This is a genomic window from Blastomonas sp. AAP53, assembly GCF_000331245.1.
In the GTDB taxonomy this organism is placed as follows: domain Bacteria; phylum Pseudomonadota; class Alphaproteobacteria; order Sphingomonadales; family Sphingomonadaceae; genus Blastomonas.
Genome location: NZ_ANFZ01000012.1, coordinates 1 through 23,834, shown reverse-complemented (window position 1 = coordinate 23,834; position 23,834 = coordinate 1). Strand labels below are relative to the sequence as shown.

Annotated in this window: 24 protein-coding genes and 1 pseudogene; 16 read left to right on the top strand and 9 right to left on the bottom strand. The window is 64.5% G+C overall.

Translation table 11 applies throughout. The features are described 5' to 3' along the window. Positions 1–152 precede the first annotated feature (152 nt). The 8 genes from D618_RS0112235 to D618_RS0112195 all read left to right on the top strand — a co-directional run bounded on the left by D618_RS0112235 (position 153) and on the right by D618_RS0112195 (position 6,279). On the top strand, positions 153–1,364 hold the full coding sequence (locus D618_RS0112235) for a class I SAM-dependent methyltransferase (protein WP_017671813.1): 1,212 nt from the start codon (positions 153–155) through the stop codon (positions 1,362–1,364). 20 nt (positions 1,365–1,384) lie between these two features. Next, the gene (locus tag D618_RS0112230; RefSeq protein WP_040370693.1) at positions 1,385–1,744 is read left to right on the top strand and encodes a hypothetical protein; all 360 of its coding nucleotides are present in this window, start codon (positions 1,385–1,387) and stop codon (positions 1,742–1,744) included. Then, a complete protein-coding gene (locus D618_RS0112225) occupies positions 1,744–2,472 on the top strand; it encodes a hypothetical protein (RefSeq protein WP_017671811.1) in 729 nt (242 codons plus the stop codon). The genes D618_RS0112230 and D618_RS0112225 overlap by 1 nt, the downstream gene beginning before the upstream one ends. A gap of 301 nt (positions 2,473–2,773) precedes the next feature. Further along, positions 2,774–3,004 carry a hypothetical protein gene (locus tag D618_RS0112220; RefSeq protein WP_152414696.1) on the top strand — a complete coding sequence of 77 codons (231 nt, stop codon included), beginning with the start codon at positions 2,774–2,776 and terminating at the stop codon, positions 3,002–3,004. Between the two features lie 164 nt (positions 3,005–3,168). Continuing rightward, complete coding sequence (locus D618_RS0112215) at positions 3,169–3,519, top strand: helix-turn-helix transcriptional regulator (protein ID WP_017671809.1); 351 nt, start codon at positions 3,169–3,171, stop codon at positions 3,517–3,519. Then, positions 3,519–4,853 carry a type II toxin-antitoxin system HipA family toxin gene (locus D618_RS0112210; protein WP_017671808.1) on the top strand — a complete coding sequence of 445 codons (1,335 nt, stop codon included), beginning with the start codon at positions 3,519–3,521 and terminating at the stop codon, positions 4,851–4,853. The genes D618_RS0112215 and D618_RS0112210 overlap by 1 nt, the downstream gene beginning before the upstream one ends. Before the next feature lie 564 nt (positions 4,854–5,417). Continuing rightward, positions 5,418–5,768, top strand: coding sequence for an antitoxin Xre/MbcA/ParS toxin-binding domain-containing protein (locus D618_RS0112200; protein WP_017671806.1), 351 nt, complete (start codon positions 5,418–5,420; stop codon positions 5,766–5,768). Between the two features lie 16 nt (positions 5,769–5,784). Next, the gene (locus D618_RS0112195) at positions 5,785–6,279 is read left to right on the top strand and encodes an RES family NAD+ phosphorylase (protein WP_017671805.1); all 495 of its coding nucleotides are present in this window, start codon (positions 5,785–5,787) and stop codon (positions 6,277–6,279) included. On the opposite strand, the gene D618_RS0112190 is transcribed toward D618_RS0112195, so the two are convergent. From D618_RS0112190 to D618_RS0112165, 6 genes are read right to left on the bottom strand one after another with little or no spacing between them, the layout of a single operon-like run. Next, the gene (locus D618_RS0112190) at positions 6,276–6,740 is read right to left on the bottom strand and encodes a DUF1330 domain-containing protein (RefSeq protein WP_193746716.1); all 465 of its coding nucleotides are present in this window, start codon (positions 6,738–6,740) and stop codon (positions 6,276–6,278) included. The two genes, D618_RS0112195 and D618_RS0112190, sit on opposite strands and share 4 nt — an antisense overlap. After that, positions 6,740–7,210: a hypothetical protein gene (locus tag D618_RS0112185; protein ID WP_026091618.1), complete on the bottom strand. Its 471-nt coding sequence runs from the start codon at positions 7,208–7,210 to the stop codon at positions 6,740–6,742. Before D618_RS0112185 ends, D618_RS0112190 begins: the two co-directional genes overlap by 1 nt. Further along, on the bottom strand, positions 7,207–8,631 hold the full coding sequence (locus D618_RS0112180; protein ID WP_017671802.1) for an aldehyde dehydrogenase family protein: 1,425 nt from the start codon (positions 8,629–8,631) through the stop codon (positions 7,207–7,209). The genes D618_RS0112185 and D618_RS0112180 overlap by 4 nt, the downstream gene beginning before the upstream one ends. Next, entirely contained in the window at positions 8,628–9,551 is a 924-nt protein-coding gene (locus D618_RS0112175; protein ID WP_017671801.1) for a polysaccharide deacetylase family protein, read from the bottom strand. The genes D618_RS0112180 and D618_RS0112175 overlap by 4 nt, the downstream gene beginning before the upstream one ends. After that, positions 9,548–10,459 carry a polysaccharide deacetylase family protein gene (locus tag D618_RS0112170; RefSeq protein ID WP_238550666.1) on the bottom strand — a complete coding sequence of 304 codons (912 nt, stop codon included), beginning with the start codon at positions 10,457–10,459 and terminating at the stop codon, positions 9,548–9,550. Before D618_RS0112170 ends, D618_RS0112175 begins: the two co-directional genes overlap by 4 nt. Then, entirely contained in the window at positions 10,441–11,121 is a 681-nt protein-coding gene (locus D618_RS0112165) for an isochorismatase family protein (protein WP_017671799.1), read from the bottom strand. The genes D618_RS0112170 and D618_RS0112165 overlap by 19 nt, the downstream gene beginning before the upstream one ends. A gap of 82 nt (positions 11,122–11,203) precedes the next feature. Between D618_RS0112165 and D618_RS0112160 the strand changes: the two genes are divergently transcribed. From D618_RS0112160 to D618_RS0112130, 7 genes are all read left to right on the top strand, one after another. After that, on the top strand, positions 11,204–12,577 hold the full coding sequence (locus D618_RS0112160) for an alpha/beta fold hydrolase (RefSeq protein WP_017671798.1): 1,374 nt from the start codon (positions 11,204–11,206) through the stop codon (positions 12,575–12,577). A gap of 12 nt (positions 12,578–12,589) precedes the next feature. After that, on the top strand, positions 12,590–13,087 hold the full coding sequence (locus tag D618_RS0112155; RefSeq protein ID WP_017671797.1) for a hypothetical protein: 498 nt from the start codon (positions 12,590–12,592) through the stop codon (positions 13,085–13,087). Between the two features lie 9 nt (positions 13,088–13,096). Then, positions 13,097–14,473 (top strand): 3-isopropylmalate dehydratase large subunit, encoded by a 1,377-nt coding sequence (locus tag D618_RS0112150; RefSeq protein ID WP_017671796.1) that lies wholly within the window; start codon positions 13,097–13,099, stop codon positions 14,471–14,473. Further along, on the top strand, positions 14,466–15,077 hold the full coding sequence (leuD, locus tag D618_RS0112145; RefSeq protein WP_026091617.1) for a 3-isopropylmalate dehydratase small subunit: 612 nt from the start codon (positions 14,466–14,468) through the stop codon (positions 15,075–15,077). The genes D618_RS0112150 and leuD overlap by 8 nt, the downstream gene beginning before the upstream one ends. Further along, on the top strand, positions 15,070–15,987 hold the full coding sequence (locus tag D618_RS0112140) for a hydroxymethylglutaryl-CoA lyase (RefSeq protein ID WP_017671794.1): 918 nt from the start codon (positions 15,070–15,072) through the stop codon (positions 15,985–15,987). The genes leuD and D618_RS0112140 overlap by 8 nt, the downstream gene beginning before the upstream one ends. Beyond that, positions 15,984–17,171, top strand: coding sequence for a CaiB/BaiF CoA-transferase family protein (locus D618_RS0112135; RefSeq protein ID WP_017671793.1), 1,188 nt, complete (start codon positions 15,984–15,986; stop codon positions 17,169–17,171). The genes D618_RS0112140 and D618_RS0112135 overlap by 4 nt, the downstream gene beginning before the upstream one ends. 179 nt (positions 17,172–17,350) lie before the next feature. Beyond that, the gene (locus D618_RS0112130) at positions 17,351–19,429 is read left to right on the top strand and encodes a catalase (RefSeq protein WP_017671792.1); all 2,079 of its coding nucleotides are present in this window, start codon (positions 17,351–17,353) and stop codon (positions 19,427–19,429) included. Between the two features lie 52 nt (positions 19,430–19,481). Here D618_RS0112130 and D618_RS0112125 read toward each other — a convergent pair whose 3' ends face one another. Further along, positions 19,482–21,086 (bottom strand): MFS transporter, encoded by a 1,605-nt coding sequence (locus tag D618_RS0112125; protein ID WP_017671791.1) that lies wholly within the window; start codon positions 21,084–21,086, stop codon positions 19,482–19,484. Between the two features lie 104 nt (positions 21,087–21,190). On the opposite strand from D618_RS0112125, the gene D618_RS0112120 reads away from it, so the two are divergent. Then, positions 21,191–21,661 (top strand): low molecular weight protein-tyrosine-phosphatase, encoded by a 471-nt coding sequence (locus D618_RS0112120; RefSeq protein WP_017671790.1) that lies wholly within the window; start codon positions 21,191–21,193, stop codon positions 21,659–21,661. 48 nt (positions 21,662–21,709) lie between these two features. On the opposite strand, the gene D618_RS0112115 is transcribed toward D618_RS0112120, so the two are convergent. Together D618_RS0112115 and D618_RS19890 are read right to left on the bottom strand one after the other, a co-directional pair. Next, positions 21,710–22,774, bottom strand: a complete 1,065-nt coding sequence (locus tag D618_RS0112115; protein WP_017671789.1) for a glycosyltransferase family A protein — start codon at positions 22,772–22,774, stop codon at positions 21,710–21,712. Next, positions 22,771–23,834 (bottom strand): annotated as a pseudogene (locus tag D618_RS19890) (aminotransferase DegT); the annotation flags it as partial. The gene D618_RS0112115 and the pseudogene D618_RS19890, both read right to left, overlap by 4 nt.

Genomic DNA, 23,834 nt, shown 5'->3' with positions numbered 1-23,834 from the left:
ACCCACCCCCGTTTGTCCCGAGCGAAGTCGAGGGACGTATGCGGCAAGGTTTGCGAAACGTCCCTCGACTTTCGTTTACCCTGAGCGGCTGGCTTGCCAGCCAGCCGAAGGGCTCGGGAACACGGAATGCGGCAGTAAAGAAGGATGAAGACATGACGCACCAATTCGATGTCGCACCGCCCTACACCGCCGTGGCGCTGCACGGCGTATCGCCGCAGCCCAGCCATGACGAGGCCGCGCGGTTCGACTTTCTGGCGAACCTCAACAAGTACCTTTCCGGTAAGCTCGGCCCGGGCAACAAGCAGGCGTATGACACGCGCGTACTGCCGGGCTTTGTCGCCGAGCATGGCCGCGAGCCCAAGGACCGGTTCGAGATTCGCCATGCGATGAACCGCGATCCGCATCACCGCTTTTGGTCGGCGCTCAAGCGCAACAGCATGGAAATGCGCCAGCAGAACGGCCGCGCGATGGTGCTGCGCCAGCTCGACGAACTGAACGCCAAGGCGCGCCAGTATAACGAGGGCCGCAACACGCTCGAGTTGAACCCCGATGTCGCGGTGCCGCGCTACCAGAGCGCGATCGACATCCACTGCATGCCCGGCAGCTATCATGGCGAGGAAGTGCCAGGCGATGTTTCCGCCGGGGCGAACTATGACTGCGGCATCTTCGCGACCACCGCAGGCGGGCTGGGCGCGCTGTCGGATGGCGGCGGCCAGGCCTTGGTCAAATGGGCGCGCGAACAGCGCCCCGGCTGGCAGCCGCAGCGCATCCTCGATATCGGCTGCACTGTCGGGCACAATATCGTGCCGCTGGCGCTCGCCTTCCCCGACTGCGAGGTCATCGCGATCGACACCGCCGCGCCTTCCTTGCGCTATGCGCATGCGCGCGCGCAGTCTTTGGGCGCGACCAACATCCGTTTCGTCCAGGCCAATGCCGAGGACCTGTCGCGCTATGCCGACGAGAGCTTCGACTGGGTGCAGACGACGATGTTCCTGCACGAGACTAGCGGCACCGCGCTGCCGCGCATCATCCGCGAGGGATTTCGTGTGCTCAAACCGGGCGGGCTGATGCTGCATCTGGAACAGCCGCAATATTCGGATGCGATGCCGCTGTACGAGCAGTTCATCCGCGACTGGGACGCGTTCAACAACAACGAGCCGTTCTGGTCGGCGATGCATGCGCTCGATCTCAAGTCGATCCTCAAGGACGCCGGTTTTGCCCCCGACGACCTGTTCGTCACCGGCGTGCGCGCGGTGGTCGATACCGATATCTTCCCGTCCGCGGGCGACGAGAAGGAAGAGGACCACGGCCGCGCCGCCGTGTGGAATGCCTATGGCGCCTGGAAGGGCGGACGGCCCGCGTGACCTTTCCAACGGAGAATGAAGTGACCGAACCCGTCGACTGGATGATCCGCGCCAATGCGCGTGCCAAGGGCAAGCGCCCCGACTTCCTGGGTGATCCCGACAAGGAACGCATGCTTTCGATGCTGATGGCGGTGATCGGCGAGGTGTCGGTGATGCGCGAGCGGATGGACACCATCGAACGTCTGCTCGAGGCCAAGGGCACGATCAGCCGCGCCGATATCGAGGGCTACAGGCCCGATCGTGAGGCGGGCTATGAGCGCGCCGCGATGATCCGCGAATATATCGCGCGCGTCATGCGCGGGCCGCAGCAGATGATGGAAGCCATGCAGGCCGACGACAAGCCGGTCGAAGAGCTCAGCCGCGAACTGAAGGACCTCTAATGGAACACCGCACCATCAGTGGCAAGATCCGCTACACCAGCAAGAAGCCCGAGATCATGGACCAGGAGCGCGGGCGCGAATGGTTCAGCTTCACCCATCACAGCGACGGCCGCACGATCATGCGCGCGCGCTGCGAGATCGAGGAGCCCGAGCCCAAGGTGCTGCGCGACATCGTCTACGGCATCGGTCCGAACATGGTACCCGAACATCTGCATGTGCACCTCACCGTGGATGACACGTTCATGGGATCGGGCTGGATGCGGCACGATGCCGCCGCCGGCGTGATCGAATGCGAAAGCTTTGGCCCGTCGATCGGCCGCGTGTCGCAGCGTGTCGCGGTGGGCGGCGCATTTGACGGCTTCGGCACGCACCCGATCGCGGGCGACGGGTTCATGACCCGCGTGATGGACGTGAGCAAAGGCCCGCACCGGCGCAATGTCCGCTGCTTCCTGCCCTCACCCGACCATCGCGGCGCAACACCGCCGATGATCGCGGAAGTTCTCATCGGCCTCGAATATGTCGGCGAGGAGGAAATGACCGTCGAGGCGGGCACGTTCGCCTGCCGCCACTACCGCTATATCGACGATCTCGGTCCCGGAATGGGCGGCAAGACGCACCCGACCTATGACATGTGGGTTACGGCGGATGTGGATTCGGTGTTTGTCTATGGCGCCATCGATGGCGGAATGATGGCCCGCTATGAGCTGGTCGAGTTTCAACGTCCTTAGTCCGGCGCGTACAACGCGCGCCAGCGTTCGCGAGCAGGCGCATTGCCAGCGATAGGGACTCGATGTCAAGCTTGGCTGCGAGCTGCGCGAGGGCAGCGATGAATACGCAGGCGACGTTGCATTGGCTGAAAGTTTCCAGCGGGCCGGCATATCGGCAGCAGAAGAAGTCTGCACTTTCCAGCACTGTATCACCGAAGGAAGCGATATCGTAGTCTTTGCCTAGCGCTGCGATCTTGCCCAGCCGTTTGCCGGAGCCTGATGGCGACCTGCCCGTCTGGCTGGTCTGATTTCCGAGGTGGCGTTGAGCGAGATCACCTTCGAGATCGTCTTGGCCCAAAACAATTCTATGGCCTCGACAGCACTCCGTCCTCGGCTCAGGATCCTGTGCGGGCGCGCCAACGCCTGGCGCGCGCGCACGAGCGCATTGCCTAAGATGGATGTCTGGCGCGATCGTTTTGATGATGATGCCTATCACTGGGTCGTCCTTTTTCATAACCCGGGCAGAACAACCGTGGCCGTGGCGGCTGCCTAGATCCACCGGGGAGCAGGCTCAAGTGGGCAACCAAACGCACTTTTGCTCAGGTGCATTACGGAATATCGTAAGTTTTGGCTAAGGCTTACGATATTCCGGTTGACATTGCATGGCAATGTCTTACGAAATTCCGTCTTTTAAGAACATAAAATACGGAATAGCGTATGAATCAGGCCATATTTTCCGATTTAGGCCGCCAGTTGCGCATCCTGCGGGAGCAGCGCGACTGGACCCAGCCCGATATGGCCAGCCGCGTCGGCCGCAGCCCTGCTCGTATTTCCGAATTGGAGCGCGATCTGTTGAACGTGCGATGGGGTCGAGATCGTCTGACGCTATTTGCCGAAATGTGCGATGCGCTGGGCGTTGTACCCATTCTAGTCCCGCAAGAACGGGCGATGAGTGTGCGCGACATTATCGGCGCAAGCACCAAACACGTCCATTCCTCCGAAGCGCCTGGTTCGGCATTCGACGATTTGTTCGTCGATCTCGGCGATAATGACGAGGATGGCCTCTGATGACGAGCAAGGCTCCCGCCATTCTCGGCGTCCATCTCTTCGATGGCGATCGCCGGCCCGTCCGCGTCGGCACCATCACACGCGATGGCGACGGTGCCGTCGCGTTCAACCCGTCGGAAACCTATGTCCGCGACACTGAACGCCCCATCCTGAGCCTCGCCTGGTATGTCCCGGAATCAAACGCACAGAGCATCGCCCGCATGGGCGCGCGCAATGACAAGATCGGGGTCAATGGCTCGCTCCCGCCATGGTTCGCTGGCCTCTTGCCCGAAGGATCTTTAAGAGAGCTGGTGCTCACCGAAATGGGACCTGGGAACCACGACGAATTCGACGTCCTGACCCGGCTGGGCGCCGATTTACCGGGCGCCGTGCTGATCATTCCCGAGACCGATACGCCTCCGTCGGTCGGTCCTCTCGATCTGATGGATGTCGCTGGTTTCGAGGCGGCCGTCCCTGGCGGTATGGTCAAATTCTCGCTGGCTGGGGTCCAGCTCAAATTCACGGCCAATCCGCATGCCGACAAGCTGACCGTGCCGGGCCGCGGGGAGACCGGACGCTGCATCATCAAGGTCGGGACCCAACGCTACCCGGGCCTTCCCGAGGCCGAATATGGTGCGATGCAGCTGGCGAAGCTGATCGGTGTAAACACCGCCGACTGTCGGCTCGTTCCGCGCGCGCAGATAGATGGCATTCCGGAAGACCTCCTTGCCCACAATGATACTGTGCTCGTGGTCGATCGTTTCGATCGAACCGCCGCAGGCCTTCGCGTGCACATCGAGGATGCCGCGCAGATATTCGGCGCGCTGGGCGAACGAAAATATACCATGGCAACAACCGAGACGATCATTCGCATGGTCGGCAGGTTCAGTACTGACCGCCGCTTTGATATTCTCGAGGCGGTCCGCCGCGTCGTTGCAGATATCCTGATCGGCAACGGCGACAATCACCTCAAGAACTGGTCATTTCGATTTCCAGGGCCTGGCGAAATCCGCTTGTCGCCGGCTTATGATATCGTGCCGACAATCCTGTTCCAGCCGCGCGATAGGATGGCGCTTAAATTTGTTGGCACCAACGATTTTGACATCGTTAACCTGCACCGTTTCGAGCGCGTCGCAAAATATCTGGACCTAGACCCGAAACAGCTGGTGGGCGAGGTCGTCAGAACAGTAAGACGGGCGATCGACCTTTGGCCCGAAGCTGCCCCAGCGTTGCTCGGCGATGAGCGGGCGGAAAAGATCCTTGCAAGGCTCTGCTCACTAAGGCTGGTTGATGAGGTCACAGCCGCCAGGGTGCCAACGGCGCGCGACGTCGGCGACAAACCACTCGCCCAATGACGGCTTTGGCCACCGGGCGGCCAGGAGCTATATCGTCCTCATGAACCGCCACAAAACAGCACTCGCCGAGATGTCCACCCCAGAACGAGTGTTGCGGATATCATGTGCGGCGTCACAGGTGCTGCCGACAGGAATGCGATGCGACTGCATTTCATCAGGCTTCCATTGTGTCACGTGTCGCGACGTCCAGGATGCAGTCTTTAAGGACGACAGATCAACCTGATGATACGTGGACAGTCGTAAGCAGGGGTCAGTCCCTCCAGTCAGCGCGCCTCTTTCTAAAGTCATGGCTGTCCCGACGCTGCCGACTGATGACTTGATACCAGCTTTGGTGAGGCGTTCAGGGTAGTTTACGAACGCATATTGCGGTTCACGGTCGCCATGATGAACTAAGACGCACCCGACCTATGACATGTGGGTCACGGCAGATGACGATTCGATCTTCGTCTATGGTGCCATCGATGGCGGCATGCTGTGCCGCTACGAACTGGTCGAGCTGGAGCGCTGACTTGATTTGCCGCACTATCTGACGTTATACAGCGTCAGATATCGCGGAGATTTCCGATGCCGATCCAGAATTATGCCGAACATGGGGCCTTTGCCCCGCGCAAGATCATCGAGGCGCTGCGCACGACCAGCGACGAACTGGCCCGCTCGCTGGGCCTTGGCAAGGACGCGATCCAGCGCAAGGACCGGATCGCGTCGGACCGCACCCAGCGCCGCATCCGCCAGATGGTCGAAGTGCTCAACAAGGTCGAGCCGCGCTTCGGTTCGGCGCTGCTGGCTTATGCCTGGTATCGCTCCGAACCGCTGCCCGGCTTTTCCGGCCAGACCGCGATGCAACTGGTGCAAGGCAACCGGGCAGACGATGTGCTAAGCTATATCGATGCGGTCGACGCCGGCGTCCACGCATAGGGCCGTGCATTAGATCATGCATTATAGGGGGCTGCTCTATCGTGCCCACAATCCGGTCTGGTACTGCACGTCGCTGTCGGGCGAGGGCGCGGCGCGATTTGGTGGACGCTTCAACCGGATCGGGCGGCCTGCGCTCTATACCTCGCTTGCCCCCGAGACGGCGCTGCGCGAGGCCAATCAGGTCGGCACGCTGCAGCCCATCACGCTCGTCGCGTACCAGGCCGATATCGGGCCGCTGCTCGATGGCCGGGATGCGGCTGCATTGCAGCCGTTCAATCTCACTCCAATAAACCTTGCCGATCCGGCATGGCGCGATTCTATGCTATCGGGCAAACCGGCCCCGACCCAGCAGCTGGCGGAAGCCGCGATCGCGCAGGGCTATGCCGGGATCATTGTGCCAAGCTATGCGCGCGGAGCCCCGGCAGAAGCGCTCAACCTGGTACTGTGGAACTGGGACGGGCGGATCACGCTGGTCGATGACGACGACCGGCTGGGTTTGCGCAAGTCCTAAGGCCTGGGCTGGATCTGCTCGACACCCGATGGATCGAAGTCCGCCGTATAGCCATTGTCGCCCACCTTGCCCGCCAGATCGGCGCGCAAGGGCGCTTCGGGATAGACGGTGACGATATAATCGCCCGCCGACGGGTCCTGCCGCAGCGGCTTGATCTTTTCCTGATACTCCTTCGAGTTCCAGAAGGCTTGCGCATTGGCGAGGCTCGGGAAGCGGATCATCAGCACGGTATAGCCCGCAGGCGGCGTGCCCTCGAACGTCGCGAGCGGGCGCGGCACGTTGATATAATAGCCGCCGAGCCTTTCGTACAATCTACTCTCGGCGATCGCCTTGCCATAGGCGGCCATTCGCTCGCGGTCGTGGGTGGGGCCGGCGACGACTATCACCACCGGCGAATCGCTTGGCGGAGCGGTGGTCGAGGTGCCTTCGCTCGCGGCAGGCATCATCAGCAGGGGGGACATCACAGTTCAGCCTCCGGATCGCGCGAGACGCGCCTTTCATCGCACAAGGTCCGCTTGAACGGCGTGCCATCGCGAAACCACTGCCAGGTGCGCGCGCGCGATTCGCCATCATCGGAAATCTGGATCATCTCGGTAAAGCGCACGCCCGGATCGTCCTTGCGGTGCAGGGTGAGCATCAGCACGTTGTCGAGCGTCTCCCAGCCGTGGCCATGGAAGCGGTCAGTATCCCACCACAGCCGTCCATCGCGGAACACGCCGCCAAAGCTCAAGCGTTGCTCGCGGCCATCGGGCCAGATCAGGTGGTTGTGCTGGATATAGGCAAATTCGCCTGTCGCGGGAAATTCGCAGCGAGTGCGCATGCGGTGCTGGTCGATTAGCTGGCCCTCTGCATCGATATGGCGATAGGTGCCGTCCCACAGCCCCTCGTGCGCGAACAGCGCGGGCATGGCGTTGGTAAGCGTGTCTCTCATCGGGGGGCATCCTCGGCATAAGAGGCGAGCGGGAGCGGGGCGGCGGTCTGGCGGATCAGCGCCTGCTTGCGGAAAAAGCGCAGCAGCCCGCTCTCTCCCATGCGCGAGGGGCCAAGCCCCGAAAGCTTGAACGAGCTGTTCTCCGCATCCCAGACCATCGAGGTCATCGAACCATCGTTGATCGACACCGCGCCCGCTTCGAGCCGCACTGCCACGGCCTCGGCCTCTTGCGCGCTTGCGGCGACCACAGCGGCGGACAGGCCGTAGAGGCTGTCATTGGCCTGTCGAATCGCATCTTCGACATCGTCGAACGCGATCACCGGCAAAACGGGTCCGAAGGTCTCGTCGCGCACCACGGCCATCTTCGATGTGGCATCGGCGATGACGGTGGGCCTCAGATACTGGCCTCCGCCGAGCGATTCGATGGTCCCGCCGGTGAGCACGCATGCGCCCATCGCCACAGCTTCGTCAATCTGCGCCTGCACCTTGGCGCCCTGGGGTCCGAAGATGAACGGGCCGATATCGCCCACCGCTATGTCGGGATAGTTGAGCCGGACCTTGTTCGCCGCCTCGACCAGCGCATCGAGGAACGGCTGGTAGATGCTGCGCGCGACGTAAATGCGCTCGATCGACTGGCACGCCTGGCCGGTGGCGACGATGCTCGCGCGCAGGGCCAATTGCGCGGCGGCGACGGGATCGGCGCTGGCCAGCACGATCATCGGGTCCTTGCCGCCCAGCTCCAGATTGGCGGGGATGAACGCGCGTGCGGCGGCCTCGGCCACCTTGCGCCCGGTTGCGACCGATCCGGTAAAGCAGACGTAATCGACCGCCTCGACCAAGGCCTGGCCGGTCGCAGCATCGCCTTCGATGAAGCTCAGGACGGCGGCGAGTTCGGGGACCTGCGCGATCGTTTCGCGCAAAGGTGCGATAAAGCGCGGGGTCACCTCGGAAGGTTTGACCAACGCCGCGCAACCTGCGGCGAGCGCGGGGATCGCATCGATGGTCGAGAGCACGACCGGGAAATTCCACGGCGCGATCGCCCCGAACAGCGCATAGGGCACCAGCCGCGTCGAATTGCGCACGGTCGGGTGCGCGCTGGGCATGTCGCAGCGGCTGTGTTCGGCGATCAGACGGGGGGCAAGATCGGCCCAGCGGCGGATGGTGCCGGGCAGCCCGTCGATCTCGATCTCGGAAATCCGCTGCCGCCCGGTATCGAGCATCAGCGCGGTGAGCAAGGGTTCGCGGTGCGCCACCACCGCATCGGCCCAGCGAAGCAGGATCGCTGAGCGTGCCGCCGGCTCCATCGCCGCCCAGGCCGGTTGCGCCGCCCGCAGTCGCGCAGCTTCAGCCTGCACTGCGCCAGCATCGAGCGGCGCGATCGTATAATCCGCCTCGCCAGTGCGCGGATTGATCACTTTCACTCTTGCGCGCTCCAGTGATCGAGGATGTCGCTGCCGGTGGCAAACCACGCGCCCGGCTGTTCGGCCAGCCAGCGCACCAGCCCCTCGAACGCGTCGATGCGATAGGGAAGCCCCATGATGTACGGCGTCAGATGCAGCGGCAGCATCCGCCCGCCATGCGTTTGCGCCTCGTTCGCCAGCCAGCCATAGGCATCGCGCATCTGCTGCGCATAGCTGTCGACCGATTGCTGCTGGACGTTGATGATCTGCCGGTCGGACAGCTCATGGTTGAGCGGCACGTTGACGATGGCGCCCGCCTCGGTGCTCATCGCATAAGGCAGCTCGTCGTTCACCCAGTCGCACATATAGGCAACGCCAGCCTCGGCGAGCAGCCGGGGGGTGTTGAACGACTGCGAGCGCGCGATTGACAGCCAGCCGCGCGGGCGCGTGCCGCTCGCCGCTTCGAGCGCATCGAGCGAGCCTGCGATCAGCGCGCTTTCCTCGCCTTCGGCGAGGCCCGAGGCGATCGTGCCGTTCATGTCGGTCGAGTGCGCGATGATCTCGTGCCCGCCTGCCTGCAATGCCTCGATGATCGCGGGGTAGCGGGTCGCAATCGCACCGTTGCACGCGACCGAGACCTTGGCCCCGACCGCCTCGAACGCATCGAGCAGCCGGAAAAGCCCGATCCGCGTGCCATATTCGCGCGCGGTATAATGGCGGTAGTCGGGATACGCGGTCTGCATATGCCCCGGCGCGCGAAACGGCGTGTCGGATGGGACCATCGGGAACCATTCGAGGCTGATCACCGGCCAGATTGCGACGCTCTTGCCCGCAGGCCAGGCGATGGGCGGGCGCGTGAACAGGTTGCTGTACGGGTACAGCGCATGGTCCATGCCCGGGCGGCGGTGCGGATATTCGAGATAGCTGGGGTCAAGGCTCATGGCTGCTGCTCCCGCCAGGCATCGACAATCTCGCCCGCGGTCGCGATCCAGGCGCGGCCATCATTGGCGATGTGACGCAGCACCTCCTCGAAGGGGCCGATGCGGTGCGGCTGGCCGATCAGATAGCTGTGCAGCGGGATGCACATCACCGTTCCGCCGGGGCCGTCTTGCGCCTCGCCCTCTTTCGCGAGCCGCTCGAACTGGCGGATCAGCGTATCGGCATAGTCGCGCGGGCTCATGTTGTAGATGAAGAAGCCATAATGGTCGTTGACCTCGAGGCTATAGGGGATCGCGGTCAGCCGCCCCGATGCGGTCTTCACATCGGTCGGCTGGTCGTCGTGATAGAGGTCGCAGGTATAGTCGAGCCCGTATTCGGCGATCAGATCGAGCGTGCGCGGCGTATGCGTGAGCGCAGGCGCAAGCCAGCCGCGGATCCGCTGGCCGGTCGCGCGCTGCACCGTCGCGATGCTGTCCTCGATGATGCTGCGCTCCTGCGCCTCGTCCATGCCATAGCTGTAGCGGGTGTTGTAGATGCCGTGGCTGAAGAACTCCCAGCCGCGCTGGCGCGCGTCCTCGACCACCTCGGGAATGTGATCGCACAAGGCGACCGACAGGCTGACCGATCCGGGAAAGCCGTGCCGCGTCATCACATCGGCCATCCGCCAGTGGCCGACGCGGTTGGCATGGTCGCGGTGCGCATAGCCGACGACATCGGGATGCGGCTTGGTCCAGCTCTTGCGGTGCGGGTTGGCGGGCGGGTCGAGCTCGTAGAACTCGAGATTAGGCGCGACCCAGACGGCGCAGCTCTTGCCGCCCGGCCAGCGCACCTTGGGGCGGCCGCGCCAGGGGGAAAAGTCGTAGAGTTGCGGGTCGACGTGCACCGCCTCCATCACTTCCCCTCCAGCCATTCGATCACTGTCTGCACCGGTTCGACATCGGCATATTTCAGCTGCAGGTCGGTCAAGTTGGCGAAGTGATAGCTCTCGTGCTTGTCGGCGCAGGTCTCGATCGGGACGATGGTGCGATAGCCGTGGCTCAGCGCATCGACCGCCGTCGCGCGGACGCAGCCCGAGGTGCTGCCGCCGGTGACGACCACGGTATCGACGCGGTGGAAGTTGAGATAGCTCGCGAGCGGCGTCTCGAAGAACGCGCTCGGCATCCGCTTGGTATAATGCAGGTCGTTTTCGCCGAACTCGCAGCGCGGGTCATAGGCGTGGCGTTCGCTGTCATAGCGGATGTTCTGCAGGCTGTCGGGGGTGTCGGTGCGAGTGCCCCAGACCCCGGCGTCGGCGGCATCGTCCTTGTAGGCGACGCGGCTCCAGATCACCGGCATGCCCTTTTCGCGCGCGAGCCGCGAGATCGTGTTGATATGCTCGATCTGCCGGGGGTCGGTCTCGTACGCGGTCTTGAACATGTCGATCCGGGTATAGGCCTGCTGCACATCGACATTCACGATGGCGAGCTTTTGCCCGAAGCCGAACTTGTTGCGCGCCGGATTGGCCATCACCGCCTCGAACAGTTCGCGCGCGGTCTTGTCCTCGCGGATCATCCGGGTGCCGACAATCTCCATGGTTCCTCCGTTTATTTTCGATTCGAGAGCATAATAGCAAAAAAGGGCTTGTCGAGATGAATTTGTCCGGACAAATTGAGGCATGACTCTCATCACTCGCCATTATGTTGACGTAGCGCAGCCAGACGGCCAGCGCCGCCGCGTGCATTACCGACAGGCGGGCAGTGGGCCGCCGCTGCTGATGATCCACCAGAGCCCGCGCAACAGCGGCGAATATGCCCCGCTGATGGAACGCTGGGCTGCGCACTTCACCTGCATCGCGCCCGATACGCCGGGTTTCGGCCAGTCCGATCCGCTGCCCGGCGAGCCCGAGATCGATGATTTCGCTGATGCGCTGGTGGCCACAATGGATGCGCTGGGGCTGACGCCGTGTCCGGCTTATGGCTTTCATTCGGGCGGCATCATTCTGGTGACCGCGCTCAAGCGGCACCCGCAGCGGTTTACCGGCCTTGCCATCGGCGGCTATGCCATCTGGACGCCGCAGGAGATGGCGCTGTTCGGGCAGTCCTATCTGCCGCCGTTCGAACCGGCGGCTTATGGCGAGCATCTGGTCTGGCTGTGGAACCGGATGATGGAACAGAGCTGGTTCTTCCCCTGGTTCGATACCCGCGATGCCGCGCGGCTGCCCGGTGCGCATGCCGATGTCGCGCGCGTCGACATGGCGGTGCGCGAGATGCTCGATGCCGGCAGCGCCTATCGCGCAGGCTATGGCGCAGTGCTGCGCGCGCCCCGCGACATTCCGCCGCCCGATGCGGTGACGCCGCCGGTGCTGATCAGCGCCTATGATGGCGATCCGCTGCAGGCGCATCTGGACCGGCTGGGCGACATGCCGGCACGCTGGCGCGCGGAACGGTGCGCGACGCCTGCCGATCATCAGGCGCTCAGCCTCGCATTCCTGCAGGGTCTGGCGCAGGGCGATATCGTCGTTCCGCAACAGAGTGCCGATGCGGGCTTTGTCGCCATCGAAACGCCGGAGTTTTCCGGGCTGATCCACTGGCAGGGCGATCCTGCGTCAGGTGTGCTCGTCGTGCATGGTCCCGGCGAGGAATTGCAACGCGATACAACAGGCGCGCTTGCCATCGATCTTCCCGGCCATGGCCTGTCCGATGGCTGGGCGGGCGCAGCGCCCACCGACTGGGCGCCATGGCAGCGGGTGATCGATGCCATTGCAGGCCATTTCGGAGCGGCCGAGGTGCGATTGCCCAAGGTGCCGCAAGGCGATCCGGCGCTGCTGTTCCCCGACCTGTCAGCCGATCGCTACGGCACGCATCTGGTGCGCGCGTGGCAGATCGTGCGCGCGCGGCATTTCTTTGCGCCGCATCATGCGGTGGCGGCTGCCAATGCAGTTCCCTTCGACCCGGTGGAGATCACGCCGGAATGTCTGGCAGGCGAACATCGCGCATTGCTGCGAGCGACAGCGGCGCGGGCATATTATCAGGCGATCATTGGTCAATAAGGAGACACGGATATGGGTATTCGCGAGGACATGCCGATCATGGCGCGGCACGAAGGCGTGTGGGACGGTGTGTATACCTATTACAATGCTGCCGGAGAGAAGATCGACGAGCACCAGAGCCGTCTGCTGTGCCGTTTCCCCGACGAAGGGCCGTATCTCTATCACCAGACCAACCATTATACCTGGCCCGATGGCCGCAAGGAAATCCGCGAATTCCCGGCCGAATATCGCGACAAGCGCGTGTGGTGGGACAACGAGCTGATCGTCGGCTGGGCCTCCGAAGTTGGGCTCGACGAATACAGCCGCACCATCATGCTCTACTGGCAACGCCAGGGCGATCCGTCGCTGTATCTGTACGAGATGATCCAGATTTCGGACGACGGACAGTCGCGCTGCCGCACCTGGCACTGGATCCGCAATGGCTTGCTCGAGACGCGCACCGCGATTCAGGAGACTCTGGTCAGCAAGGACTGGCGTGCGATCGAAGCAGAAATGAACGCCAGCACGTAAAGGCTCGTCGTGACCACGCTGTTTGATCGCATCTGGGACGCCCATGTCGTCGCCCCGCTTCCGGGCGGGGCGGCGCTGGTCGCGATCGACCGGGTGCTGCTGCACGAGCGCACCGGGGCGGCGGCGCTCAATGCACTCGCCGAGGCGGGGCGCACGGTCGCCGATCCGGCGCGCGTGTTCGCGATGATGGACCATATCGTCGATACGCTGCCGGGCCGCACCGACCAGACATTGATGCCCGGCGGTCAGGCATTCATCACCGAGACCCGTGCGGCAGCGCAGGCGGCGGGGATCACATTGTTCGATGTCGGCGATCCCGATCAGGGCATCATGCATGTGGTCAGCCCGGAGCTCGGCATCGTGCTGCCCGGCCTCACGCTGATCGCGCCCGACAGCCATACCTGCACGCAGGGGGCGCTGGGCGCGCTCGCCTGGGGGATCGGATCGTCCGAGGCCGAGCATGCGATGGCCACCGGCACGCTGCGGCTGACCCGACCCAAAACGATGCGCGTCACGTTCACCGGCACGCTCGCGCCGGGGGTGACGGCCAAGGACATGATGCTGGCCTTGATCGCGGCGCATGGCGCGGGCGGCGGGGCAGGGCATGTCGTCGAGTTTGCGGGGCAAGCCGTGACCGCGCTCGACATGGAAGCGCGGATGACCCTGTGCAACATGGCGACCGAGTTTTCCGCCTTTGCTGGGCTGATCGCGCCCGATGATGTGACCTTTGATTGGCTCAAGGGTCGTCGCTATGCGCCGAAGGGTGCGCATTGGGATGCTGCGCGCGCCGGTTGGCGGGACTTGCGTTCGGACGCCGATGCCGTGTTCGATTCCGAGATCGAGATCGACGCGGCCAGCATCGCTCCGATGGTCAGCTGGGGCACCAGCCCGCAGGCGAGCGTGGCGGTGACGGGCAGCGTCCCCGAGGACGCGACCTCCGCAATGCTCGATTACATGGCGCTCACCGCCGGTGCGCCGCTAGTCGGCACCCCAATCGATGCCGCGTTCATCGGCAGCTGCACCAACGCGCGCCTGTCCGATCTGCGCCGCGCCGCAGCCTTGCTCAAGGGGTGCAAGGTCGCCCCAGGCATCCGCGCGATTTGCGTCCCCGGTTCAAGCGCGGTGCGCCGCGCTGCCGAGGCCGAGGGGCTCGACCAGGTGTTTCTCGACGCGGGCTTCGAATGGCGGATGAGCGGCTGTTCGATGTGCTTCTTTGCCGGCGGCGAGAGCTTTGCCGAAGGATCGCGGGTGATTTCATCGACCAACCGCAACTTTGAAAGCCGCCAAGGGCTGCGCGTGAAGACGCATATCGCCAGCCCGGAGACGGTCGCCGCCAGCGCCATAGCAGGCGCCATCGCTGATGCGCGGGAGCTTGCCGGTGGCTGAACCTTTCACGACGCTCACCTCGATCGCCGCGCCGTTGCTGCGCGACAATATCGATACCGATGCGATGATCCCCTCGCGCGAGATGAAGAGCACCGGCAAGACCGGGCTGGCTGGTGGGCTGTTCGCTGGCTGGCGCTATCTCGATGCGGCGGCGCGCACGCCCGACCCCGATTTCGTGCTCAACCAGCCGCAATTCAGCGCGGCGACCTTGCTGCTGTGCGGGCGCAATTTCGGCTGCGGGTCAAGCCGCGAGCATGCCGTCTGGGCGCTCGCCGAATATGGCATCCGCTGCATCATCGCGCAGAGCTTTGCGCCGATCTTCCAGAGCAATTGCGTGCGCAACGGCATCGTGCCGGTGGTGCTGCCGCCCGAGGTCATCGCGCAGCTGGCGGGGCAGGCGGTCGAAGTCGATCTGGCCGCGCAGACCGTCAGCGCCGACGGGGGCGTCTGGTCGTTCGAGATCGAGGGTGAAGCCAAGGCGATGCTGCTCGAAGGGCTCGACGCCATCGATCTGACATTCAAGCACCGCGAGGCGATTGCCGCCTTCCAAACTGCCGACCGCGCCAAGCGGCCTTGGGTCTATCTGGAGCAAAACCATGCCTGACGTGCTGATCAGCGAGGTCGGCCCGCGCGATGGCCTGCAGAGCATCGACCGCGTGATGCCGACCGAAGCCAAGAAACGCTGGATCGCAGCCGAAGCCGCCGCCGGCGTGCGCGAGATCGAGGTGGGCAGCTTCGTGCCGCCGTCGCTTCTGCCCCAGATGGCCGACAGCGCCGAGATCGTGGCGTTCGCGCGCACCATCCCCGGGCTCAACGTCGTCGCGCTCGTCCCCAATGCCAAGGGCGCTGCACGCGCGATCGAAGCGGGCGCGCACGCCATCTCGATCCCGTTCTCGATGTCCGAAACGCACAGCCTGAAGAATGTGCGCAAGAGCCATGCGCAGATGCTCGAAGAGATCGCGACCATCGCGGGGCTGGCACGGGCAGGCGGCGTGCACTTCGCCGTGGGCCTGTCGACCGCGTTCGGCTGCACCATCGAAGGTCCGGTCGACGAGGCGCAGGTGGTGCGGCTGGCGGTCGCCTCGGCTGAGGCCGGCGCGCAGGAGTTCAGCCTCTCGGACACCACCGGCTATGCCAACCCCGCGCAGGTCAGACGGCTGGTGCGCGCGGTGAAGGCCGAGGTCGGCGCGGACAAGATGACGACGCTCCACCTGCACAACACGCGCGGGCTAGGCCTTGCCAATGCGCTCGCGGGGCTCGACGAGGGGATCACCACGCTCGATTCGTCGCTGGGGGGGCTGGGCGGTTGCCCGTTCGCGCCAGGGGCTTCGGGCAACATCGTCACCGAAGATCTGGTGTTCATGCTCGAAGCGATGGGCGTGGATACCGGGATCGATCTCGACGCGCTGCTTGCGGTGCGCAGCATCCTCGCCGAGGCGCTGCCGGGCGAACCCTTGTACGGCTTCACCCCCGATGCGGGGCTGCCGCTCGGCTTTGAAAGGAAACGGGCATGACCGGGCCGCAACCGCTCAAGAACCTCAAGGTCGTCGAGTTCACGCACATGGTGATGGGCCCGGCAGTGGGCGCGATCCTCGCCTCGCTGGGGGCCGAGGTGGTGCGCGTCGAGCCGATCGGTGGTGACCGGACGCGGCGGCTGATCGGGTCGGGCGCGGGCTATTTCCCAATGTATAACCGGCACAAGGCGAGCATCTGTCTCGACCTGAAGTCGGCGGACGGGCTGGCGGTGGCGCGCGATCTGGCATCGAGCGCCGATATCCTGATCGAGAACTACCGTCCCGGCGCGATGGACCGGCTGGGGCTGGGCTATCAGGCGCTGTCTGCCACCAACGAACGCCTGATCTATTGCAGCGAGAAGGGCTTTCTTCCCGGCCCCTATGAAGAGCGCACCGCGCTCGATGAGGTCGCGCAGATGATGGGCGGGCTGGCCTACATGACCGGACCGCCGGGCAGGCCCTTGCGCGCAGGATCGAGCGTGATCGATGTCACCGGCGGCATGTTCGGCGTGATCGCGATCCTCGCAGCGGTCGAGGAGCGGCACCGCACCGGGCGTGGGCAGAAGGTGCAAAGCTCGCTGTTCGAAACGACGATCTACCTGATCGGCCAGCATATGGCGCAACTCGCAGTGACCGGAAAACCGGCGGCGCCGATGCCCGCGCGGATCAGCGCCTGGGCGATCTACGATGTGTTCGAGACCGCCGACGACAAGCCGATCTTCATCGGCGTGGTCACCGATGCGCTATGGGAGAAGTTCTGCGCCTTGTTCGGGCTCGACGATCTTTGGGCCGACGAGAGCATCCGCGAGAACACCGCGCGCGTGCTGGCGCGCGAGCGGATCATGCCGCAGATCCGCACGCTGGTGCAAACCTGGAAGCGCGATGACCTGATCGCCAAGCTCGAAGGCACCGGTTTGCCCTTCGCGCCGATCGGTCGGCCCGAGGACATGTTCGACGATCCGCATCTGCTCGCCAGTGGCGGGCTGGAACCGGTGACCTTGAGCGATGGCAGCACAACGATGCTGCCCAGCCTGCCGATCGAGATGAACGGCGCGCGGCCATCGGCCGAGGCGGTGCTGCCGCAGGCGGGCGCGGATACCAGAAGCGTGCTGTCGAGGCTGGGCTATGATGCGGCGCGGATCGAGGCGCTGCTGGCAAGCGGAGCGGTCGAAGCGGAGGGGTAAGGCCTCTCAAAACCCATAACCGGCCCGCCCGCCAGATTCTCTTGCACCGCATGCATCACATGCTGCGTCGGCGCGTAGGTGGCGCAACGGCGCGAGTGCGCCTGGTTGGCGCGCGACCGTGACAGGCAAGTAAAAGGCCGGTGATCCGTGCGTTGATCTGTGATCAGCAGGAGCTACGCATGACGAAATCCCCCCACGAGACAAGCACCGGCCAGGGCGGTGAAACCCATCAGCAGGCCAGCGGCGACGCGCAGGTGCTCACCACCAACCATGGCATGCCGATTTCGGACAACCAGAACAGCCTGAAGTCGGGAGCGCGCGGCCCCACGCTGCTCGAGGATTTCGTGCTGCGTGAGAAGATCTTCCACTTCGACCATGAGCGGATCCCCGAGCGGATCGTCCACGCGCGCGGCACCGGCGCGCACGGCGTGTTCGAGGCGACCGACGACATCTCGGATCTCAGCAAGGCAGCCGTGTTCACCAAGGGCGAGAAAACCGAAGTGTTCGTGCGCTTTTCCACGGTCGCAGGCGGCGCCGGTTCGGTCGATACCCCGCGCGACGTGCGCGGCTTTGCGGTCAAGTTCTACACCCGCGAGGGCAATTGGGACCTCGTCGGCAACAACATCCCGGTGTTCTTCATCCAGGACGCGATCAAGTTCCCCGATCTGGTCCATGCGGTGAAGATGGAGGCCGATCGCGGCTATCCGCAGGCCGGCAGCGCACACGACACCTTCTGGGACTGGGCCTCGCTGATGCCCGAATCGACGCACATGCTGATGTGGGCGATGTCCGATCGCACCCTTCCGCGCAGTCTGCGCATGATCGAAGGTTTTGGGGTTCACACCTTCAAGATGGTCAATGCCGAGGGCAAGGCGAGCTTCGTCAAGTTCCACTGGAAGCCCAAGCTGGGTCTTCAGTCGACGATCTGGGACGAGGCCTTGAAGCTGCAGGCGGCGGACAATGATTATCATCGCCGCGACCTGTTCGAGGCGATCGCCGGCGGTGATTTCCCCGAATGGGAGCTGGGAATCCAGGTGTTCGACCAGGCATTTGCCGATGCGCAGCCTTATGATGTGCTCGATGCGACCAAGCTGATCCCCGAAGAGGATGTGCCGGTGCGGATCATCGGCACGATGACGCTCAACCGCAATGTCGACAATTTCTTCGCCGAGACCGAGCAGGTCGCGTTCCTGCCGAGCAATATCGTTCCGGGAATCGATTTCTCGAACGATCCGCTGCTGCAGGGACGGCTGTTCAGCTATCTCGATACGCAAAAGTCGCGGCTGGGAACGACCAACTTCCACCAGATCCCGGTCAACGCGCCTCGCTGCCCGTTCGGCAATTTCCAGCGCGATGGCATGATGCAGACGATGGTCCCCAAGGGCCGCGCCAATTACGAGCCCAACAGCCTTGCCGAACATGGCGAGGAAGCAGGCCCGCGTGAAAGCGCGGCCAAGGGCTTTTCCACCACCAACCTTGTCAGCGGACCCAATGAGACGGGCGACAAGCTGCGCGTGCGGGCAGAGCTATTTGCCGACCACTACAGCCAGGCGCGGCTGTTCTACCGTTCGCAGACCGCAAACGAGCAGGCGCACATCGCCTCATCGTTTGTGTTCGAGCTATCGAAGGTCGCCGATCTCGACCAGGTGCCCGCCCGGATGGTCGCCAATCTGCGCAATGTCGATGAAGACCTCGCCAAACGGGTCGCCGACGGGTTGAACATCGAACTGCCCGCCAAGGCCGAGGCCGCGCGCAAGCCGGTCGACATGAAGGCTTCGGATGCGCTGTCGATCCACAAGAACATGAAGGCGACGCTGGAAGGCCGCAAGGTCGGCGTGCTGATTGCGGACGGCACCGATGCAGGCGAGCTCGATATGCTGACCAAGGCCATCGAAAAGGCCGGGGCCACCGTGTTCATCGTCGCACCCAAGGTGGGCGGGGCGAAGCTCTCTGATGGCAAGATGCGCAAGGCCGATGGCCAGCTCGCCGGTAGCCCGAGCCAGCTGTTCGATGCGGTGGCGATCGTGCTGTCGGAGGACGGCACCAAGATGCTGCTCAAGGAAGCCGCGGCAGTCCAGTTTGCGATGGATGCCTTTGGTCATCTGAAGGCGATCGGCCACACCAAGGCGGCCAAGCCCCTGCTCGAGAAGGCAGGTGTCGAACCCGATGCAGGCGTCACCGCAATCGGCGACGACTTCATCAAGGCTGCATCGACGCGCTTTTATGATCGCGAGCCGGGCGTGCGCATGCTCGCCTGATCGACCTCACCTGATCCGGGGCGGTGCCAGCGGCACCACCCGGATCGGCCTGTCAGACATCCTCGCCGGCTGCGCGAGCGCGTTCGACCACCGTGCGCTCAGCCAGCGGCACGGCGCGATAGGCCAGCACCAGCAATGTGATGCCCACCGGCACGATCACCAGGATCGAGAGCACGCCTGTCGAAAGGCTCCCCGAGATTACCGACATCTGCCCGGCCAGATACGGACCCAGCGCCAGCCCGAACAATGTTGTCGCCAGAAAGAAGGTCGCTGTGGCAGTGCCGCGCATCCGGGGCATCACCAGATCCTGCGTTGTGGCCGCCGCTGCCCCCAGCGCCGAACTTGCCAGCATGTTGGCGAGCGATACGAAGATGGCGAAGCGCACGAAGTCCATGTCCGATGCCGGATCGGACACGGTTGTGAAGGCCAGATAGATCGGGATGACCGGCGCGAGCAGGCCAAAGGCGATCACCATGATCCGGCCCGATGCGTATCGCCCGCGCAGCCAGTCCGACAACCGTCCGCCGATGATGACCCCCAGAAAGCCCCCCGCCGCCCCGCCGCCGCCGAGCCAGAAGCCGATCCGCGCGGTCGATTCGCCGAGCACCTGCGCGGCATAGCTGGGGCCGAAGGCTGTCGAGGCATAAGACAGGAACGCGACGCAGCCATAGCCGAGGATCGTGTAGAGAAAGGCCGGCGAGCCCCAGATCAAGGCAAACGTGGCCGAATCGCGCTGCCTGAGCGAGGATGCCCAGGAGAACACGGCATAATAGCCCACGCCGATGCAGATCCATTGCAGCGTTGCCCCGGTCAGCCAGATCAGTCCGGAGGCAGCGAGCGCGATGATGGCGACGGCCGCCACGTTGGTGACGAGCGCCGAGGCGCCGCGCTGGGCTGCCGCAATCAGCGTGAACGGCGGGATGACGGCAAACAGTTCCTGCACGAAACCGCGAAACGGCTCTGCGGTGGGCGGCGTCGGCAGGCCGTCGACCAGCCCGCGCACCGGCTCGCGCAGGGTGGCGACCCAGGCCGCGAGCAGCAGTCCGGGCAGCCCCACCGCCATGAACGCCGCCTGCCAGCCAACCAGCCCGAGCGGGCCACCGCCCGGATAGGCCTCGTTCCAGCCCGCAACAATAAATCCGCCGATCATCAGCGAAATGCCGCCGCCGAAATACAGCCCCGCCGAATAGATCGCCAGCGCCGTGCCGCGCATCCGCTTGGGGAACATGTCGGAGATCAGCGAATAGGCTGACGGGCTCGCCGTCGCCTCGCCGATGCCCACGCCCATGCGCGCGAGGCCCAGGGTCGTGCCGTTCTTGGCAAAGCCGGACAGCGCGGTCATCGCCGACCAGATCGCAAGGCCTGCGGTCAGCAGCCGCACCCGGTTCCAGCTATCGGCCAGCCGCCCGAGCGGAATGCCGAACAGGGCGTAGAACACCGCAAAGGCGGTGCCATACAGAAAGCCGATATCGGCATCGTCCAGCCCAAGGTCCGCCTTGATGTCGGGCGCCAGGATGGTGATGATCTGCCGGTCGATGAAATTGAGCACATAGACGAGGAACAGGATGCCCAGACCATACCAGGCATAGGGGCTGGCATGGGTGGCGGGCGAAAGGCCGGATGCGGCCGGATCATGTTGCTCGACTGGATCCGACATGCGGCTGGCTCTCCCGTTGCTTGTTATTGTTGAATGCCTTGGCTAGCAGAGCCGTGCCCGCGCGCAAGCGTCAAACGGCAGAGCGAGATCGCAACGGAGAACGCATGACCACGCCATCGATCCTGTTCGTGTGCCTGGGCAATATCTGCCGTTCGCCGCTGGCAGATGGCGCGCTGCGCCACGCCGTGCGCCAGCGTGATCTGGGTTGGACGGTCGATTCAGCCGGTACTGGCGGATGGCACAGCGGCGATGCGCCCGATCCCCGTGCCATTGCCGTGGCCCGGCAGCATGGCGTCGATATCGCCATGCTGCGCGCACGCCAAGTCCGGGCCGAGGACTTCACCCGTTTCGATCTGATCCTGGCGATGGACCATGATAACCTGGCCGGGCTGCGTGCGATGGCGCCGTCACACCCTCGCGCCGAGCTTCGCCTGGCGCTCGATCTGGTCGAAGGGCGCGCCGGCCAGGCGGTGGCCGACCCCTATTATGGCGATGCAAGCGGCTTTGAGGCGACGTGGGCCGATGCCAGTGCAATTGCCGATGGTGTGCTCCGCCATTTCGATGCTGCGAGGTGAGGCAGAGCCTGGCGGGCCCGCCTGCGGTATGGCGGACCTTGCCAGAGTCTAGGCGAGCTCGCTTGCCATGGCCTTGCGCATCACGCCGCGAACGATCCCGACCAGCGGCGAGACCAGCCAGTCGGGCTGGGTGAGTGCCAGCGGCACACAGGCGGGGCGCAGCGGCAATACATCGCGCAGGCTGACGATCCGCCAGCGCAGCGCCGGGCGCACCAGTGTCCACCACAGCCTGGCATATTCGCGGTCAATGATCCGGCGGCTGGCCGCATCGGGTGTGCAGCGCTGGAGAAACTGACGGTGCAGCGTCGCCATGATGTCCGCCACCTGCCTGAGCGTCGACAGATCGGGGACCGGCAGACCGTGCATCAGATGCTTGCCGACCAGCGCGCCGCAGGCCTGCGCCCGCTCGCCGAAGATGGCGCCATAGTGATCGCCCAGCACCCGGGCCGCGCTGGCGCACATCGCGTCTTCATATTTCTTCGATGCGCCCTCGGGGTGGCAGCGATAGACCAGCAGCGGCGTATCGATCCGGGCAATCCGGCCATGCTTGCGGATCCGGTGGTAAAAGTCGAAATCCTCGGCATACAGCACCTCCTGCCGTTCGAACGGGACGAGCCGTCGCGCAGCCTCGGCGCGGAACATGACCGAAGACCAGGCCAGCGGATTGCACAGCATCAGCAGCCAGTCGATGGCGTCAGGGGTGAACAGGCGCATCCCCGACCAGTCCTGCTCGCGCCCGTCCCGCAATAACCGGCAGGCGCTGGCGACCAGGGCGAAATCGGGATGCGCGTCGAGAAACGCCACTTGCTGGGCAAAGCGGTCGGGCGTGCAAAGATCATCCTGATCCAGCCCGACGATATAGCGCCCGCGCGCCTGGCTGAACGCCAGGTTGCGCGCCTGGACAGGCCCGCCATTCACCGGGGCCCTCAGGCAGCGGATGCGAGGGTCGCGATAGCCCTGCAGCACATCCCAGGTCGTGTCCGTCGAACAATCGTCGACGATCACAAGCTCGAAATCCTCGAAGCTCTGCGCCAGGACGGACTGGATCGTCTCGCCAATCAGTCCCGCGCCGTTATAGGCGGGCATGATGACGCTGACCACCGGTGAGGTCATGCGGCCCTGCGCTTGCGCTGGCGGCCGGTGACGATCTGTTTCACGATCATCTGACCGACATCGTTCTGCCAGAGCCACAGGCCATTGGCCTTGCCCTTGAAGCTGCGCTCGCCGCCCAGCGGTCCTTCGGGGACGAAGCCTGCCGCCAATCCGATGCCATAGGCATTGGGCAGGGGTTTGCCGGCAGCGTCGATCACGCGGCATTGCTGGTCGGTCAACCGCGGGCGCCCCGGCGTATCGGTGCAAAGCTCTATCCGCATCCCGTCGGCAGCATACAGCGGCAAGGCATGCGGACGGTAGCCCAGCGCGCCGATCACCACATCAGCCGAATCGAGAATGGCGCCAGCCTGCGCATCGGTGGCGCTGTCCAGCCGGTGCAGGCGCATCCGCGGATCGGGCGCGCGACCGCCCACAGCCAGCATCCGCAAGACAAGGTCACGGGCTTCGAGCCGGAATCCCGCCAGCCGATAGACGAACCCGCTGACAGGGCAGATGTCGTCCTCGCCGAAATCGGTAAATCCGTCGGCCAGTGCGGCTTCGGCGGAGGGATAGAACGGCCGCAAAGCCGTGCGATGCAACAGGGTGAGCGCGCCTTCGCCCAGGGCGAGGTCGGATTTGAGCAGCAAGGCCGCCGATGCCAGCGCGCTGGTCGACGCGCCCACGATGGCCACCTTCGGGGCCGGACATGCAGCCAGTCGTTCGCGCAGGGCATCGAGCCCGCCACGCCGCAGCAAGGCATCGGACGCCAGCAGCCGGGTGCCGACGCGCGCATCCAGGGACTGGCCCGCCACCTGCGCGGCTGCAACGTCGTCGGGCTGCTGATAGCCCCCGGTCGCGATGACCAGGTTGTGCGACAGGATCACGCTTTCATCGCCCGTGGTGCAATCGCGCAGACGTGACTGCCAGAGGCCGCCGGTGGTGCGGCGCGATTCGATCACCTCATGCTGCATCAGCACAGTGCCGCCGTTGGCCGTGACGATATCGCCGAGGCGGCTGCCCAGCGAACCGAGGAACACCCCGGTCCGCGCGAGCGGCACGCCGAGCCTGCCGATATGGCGGG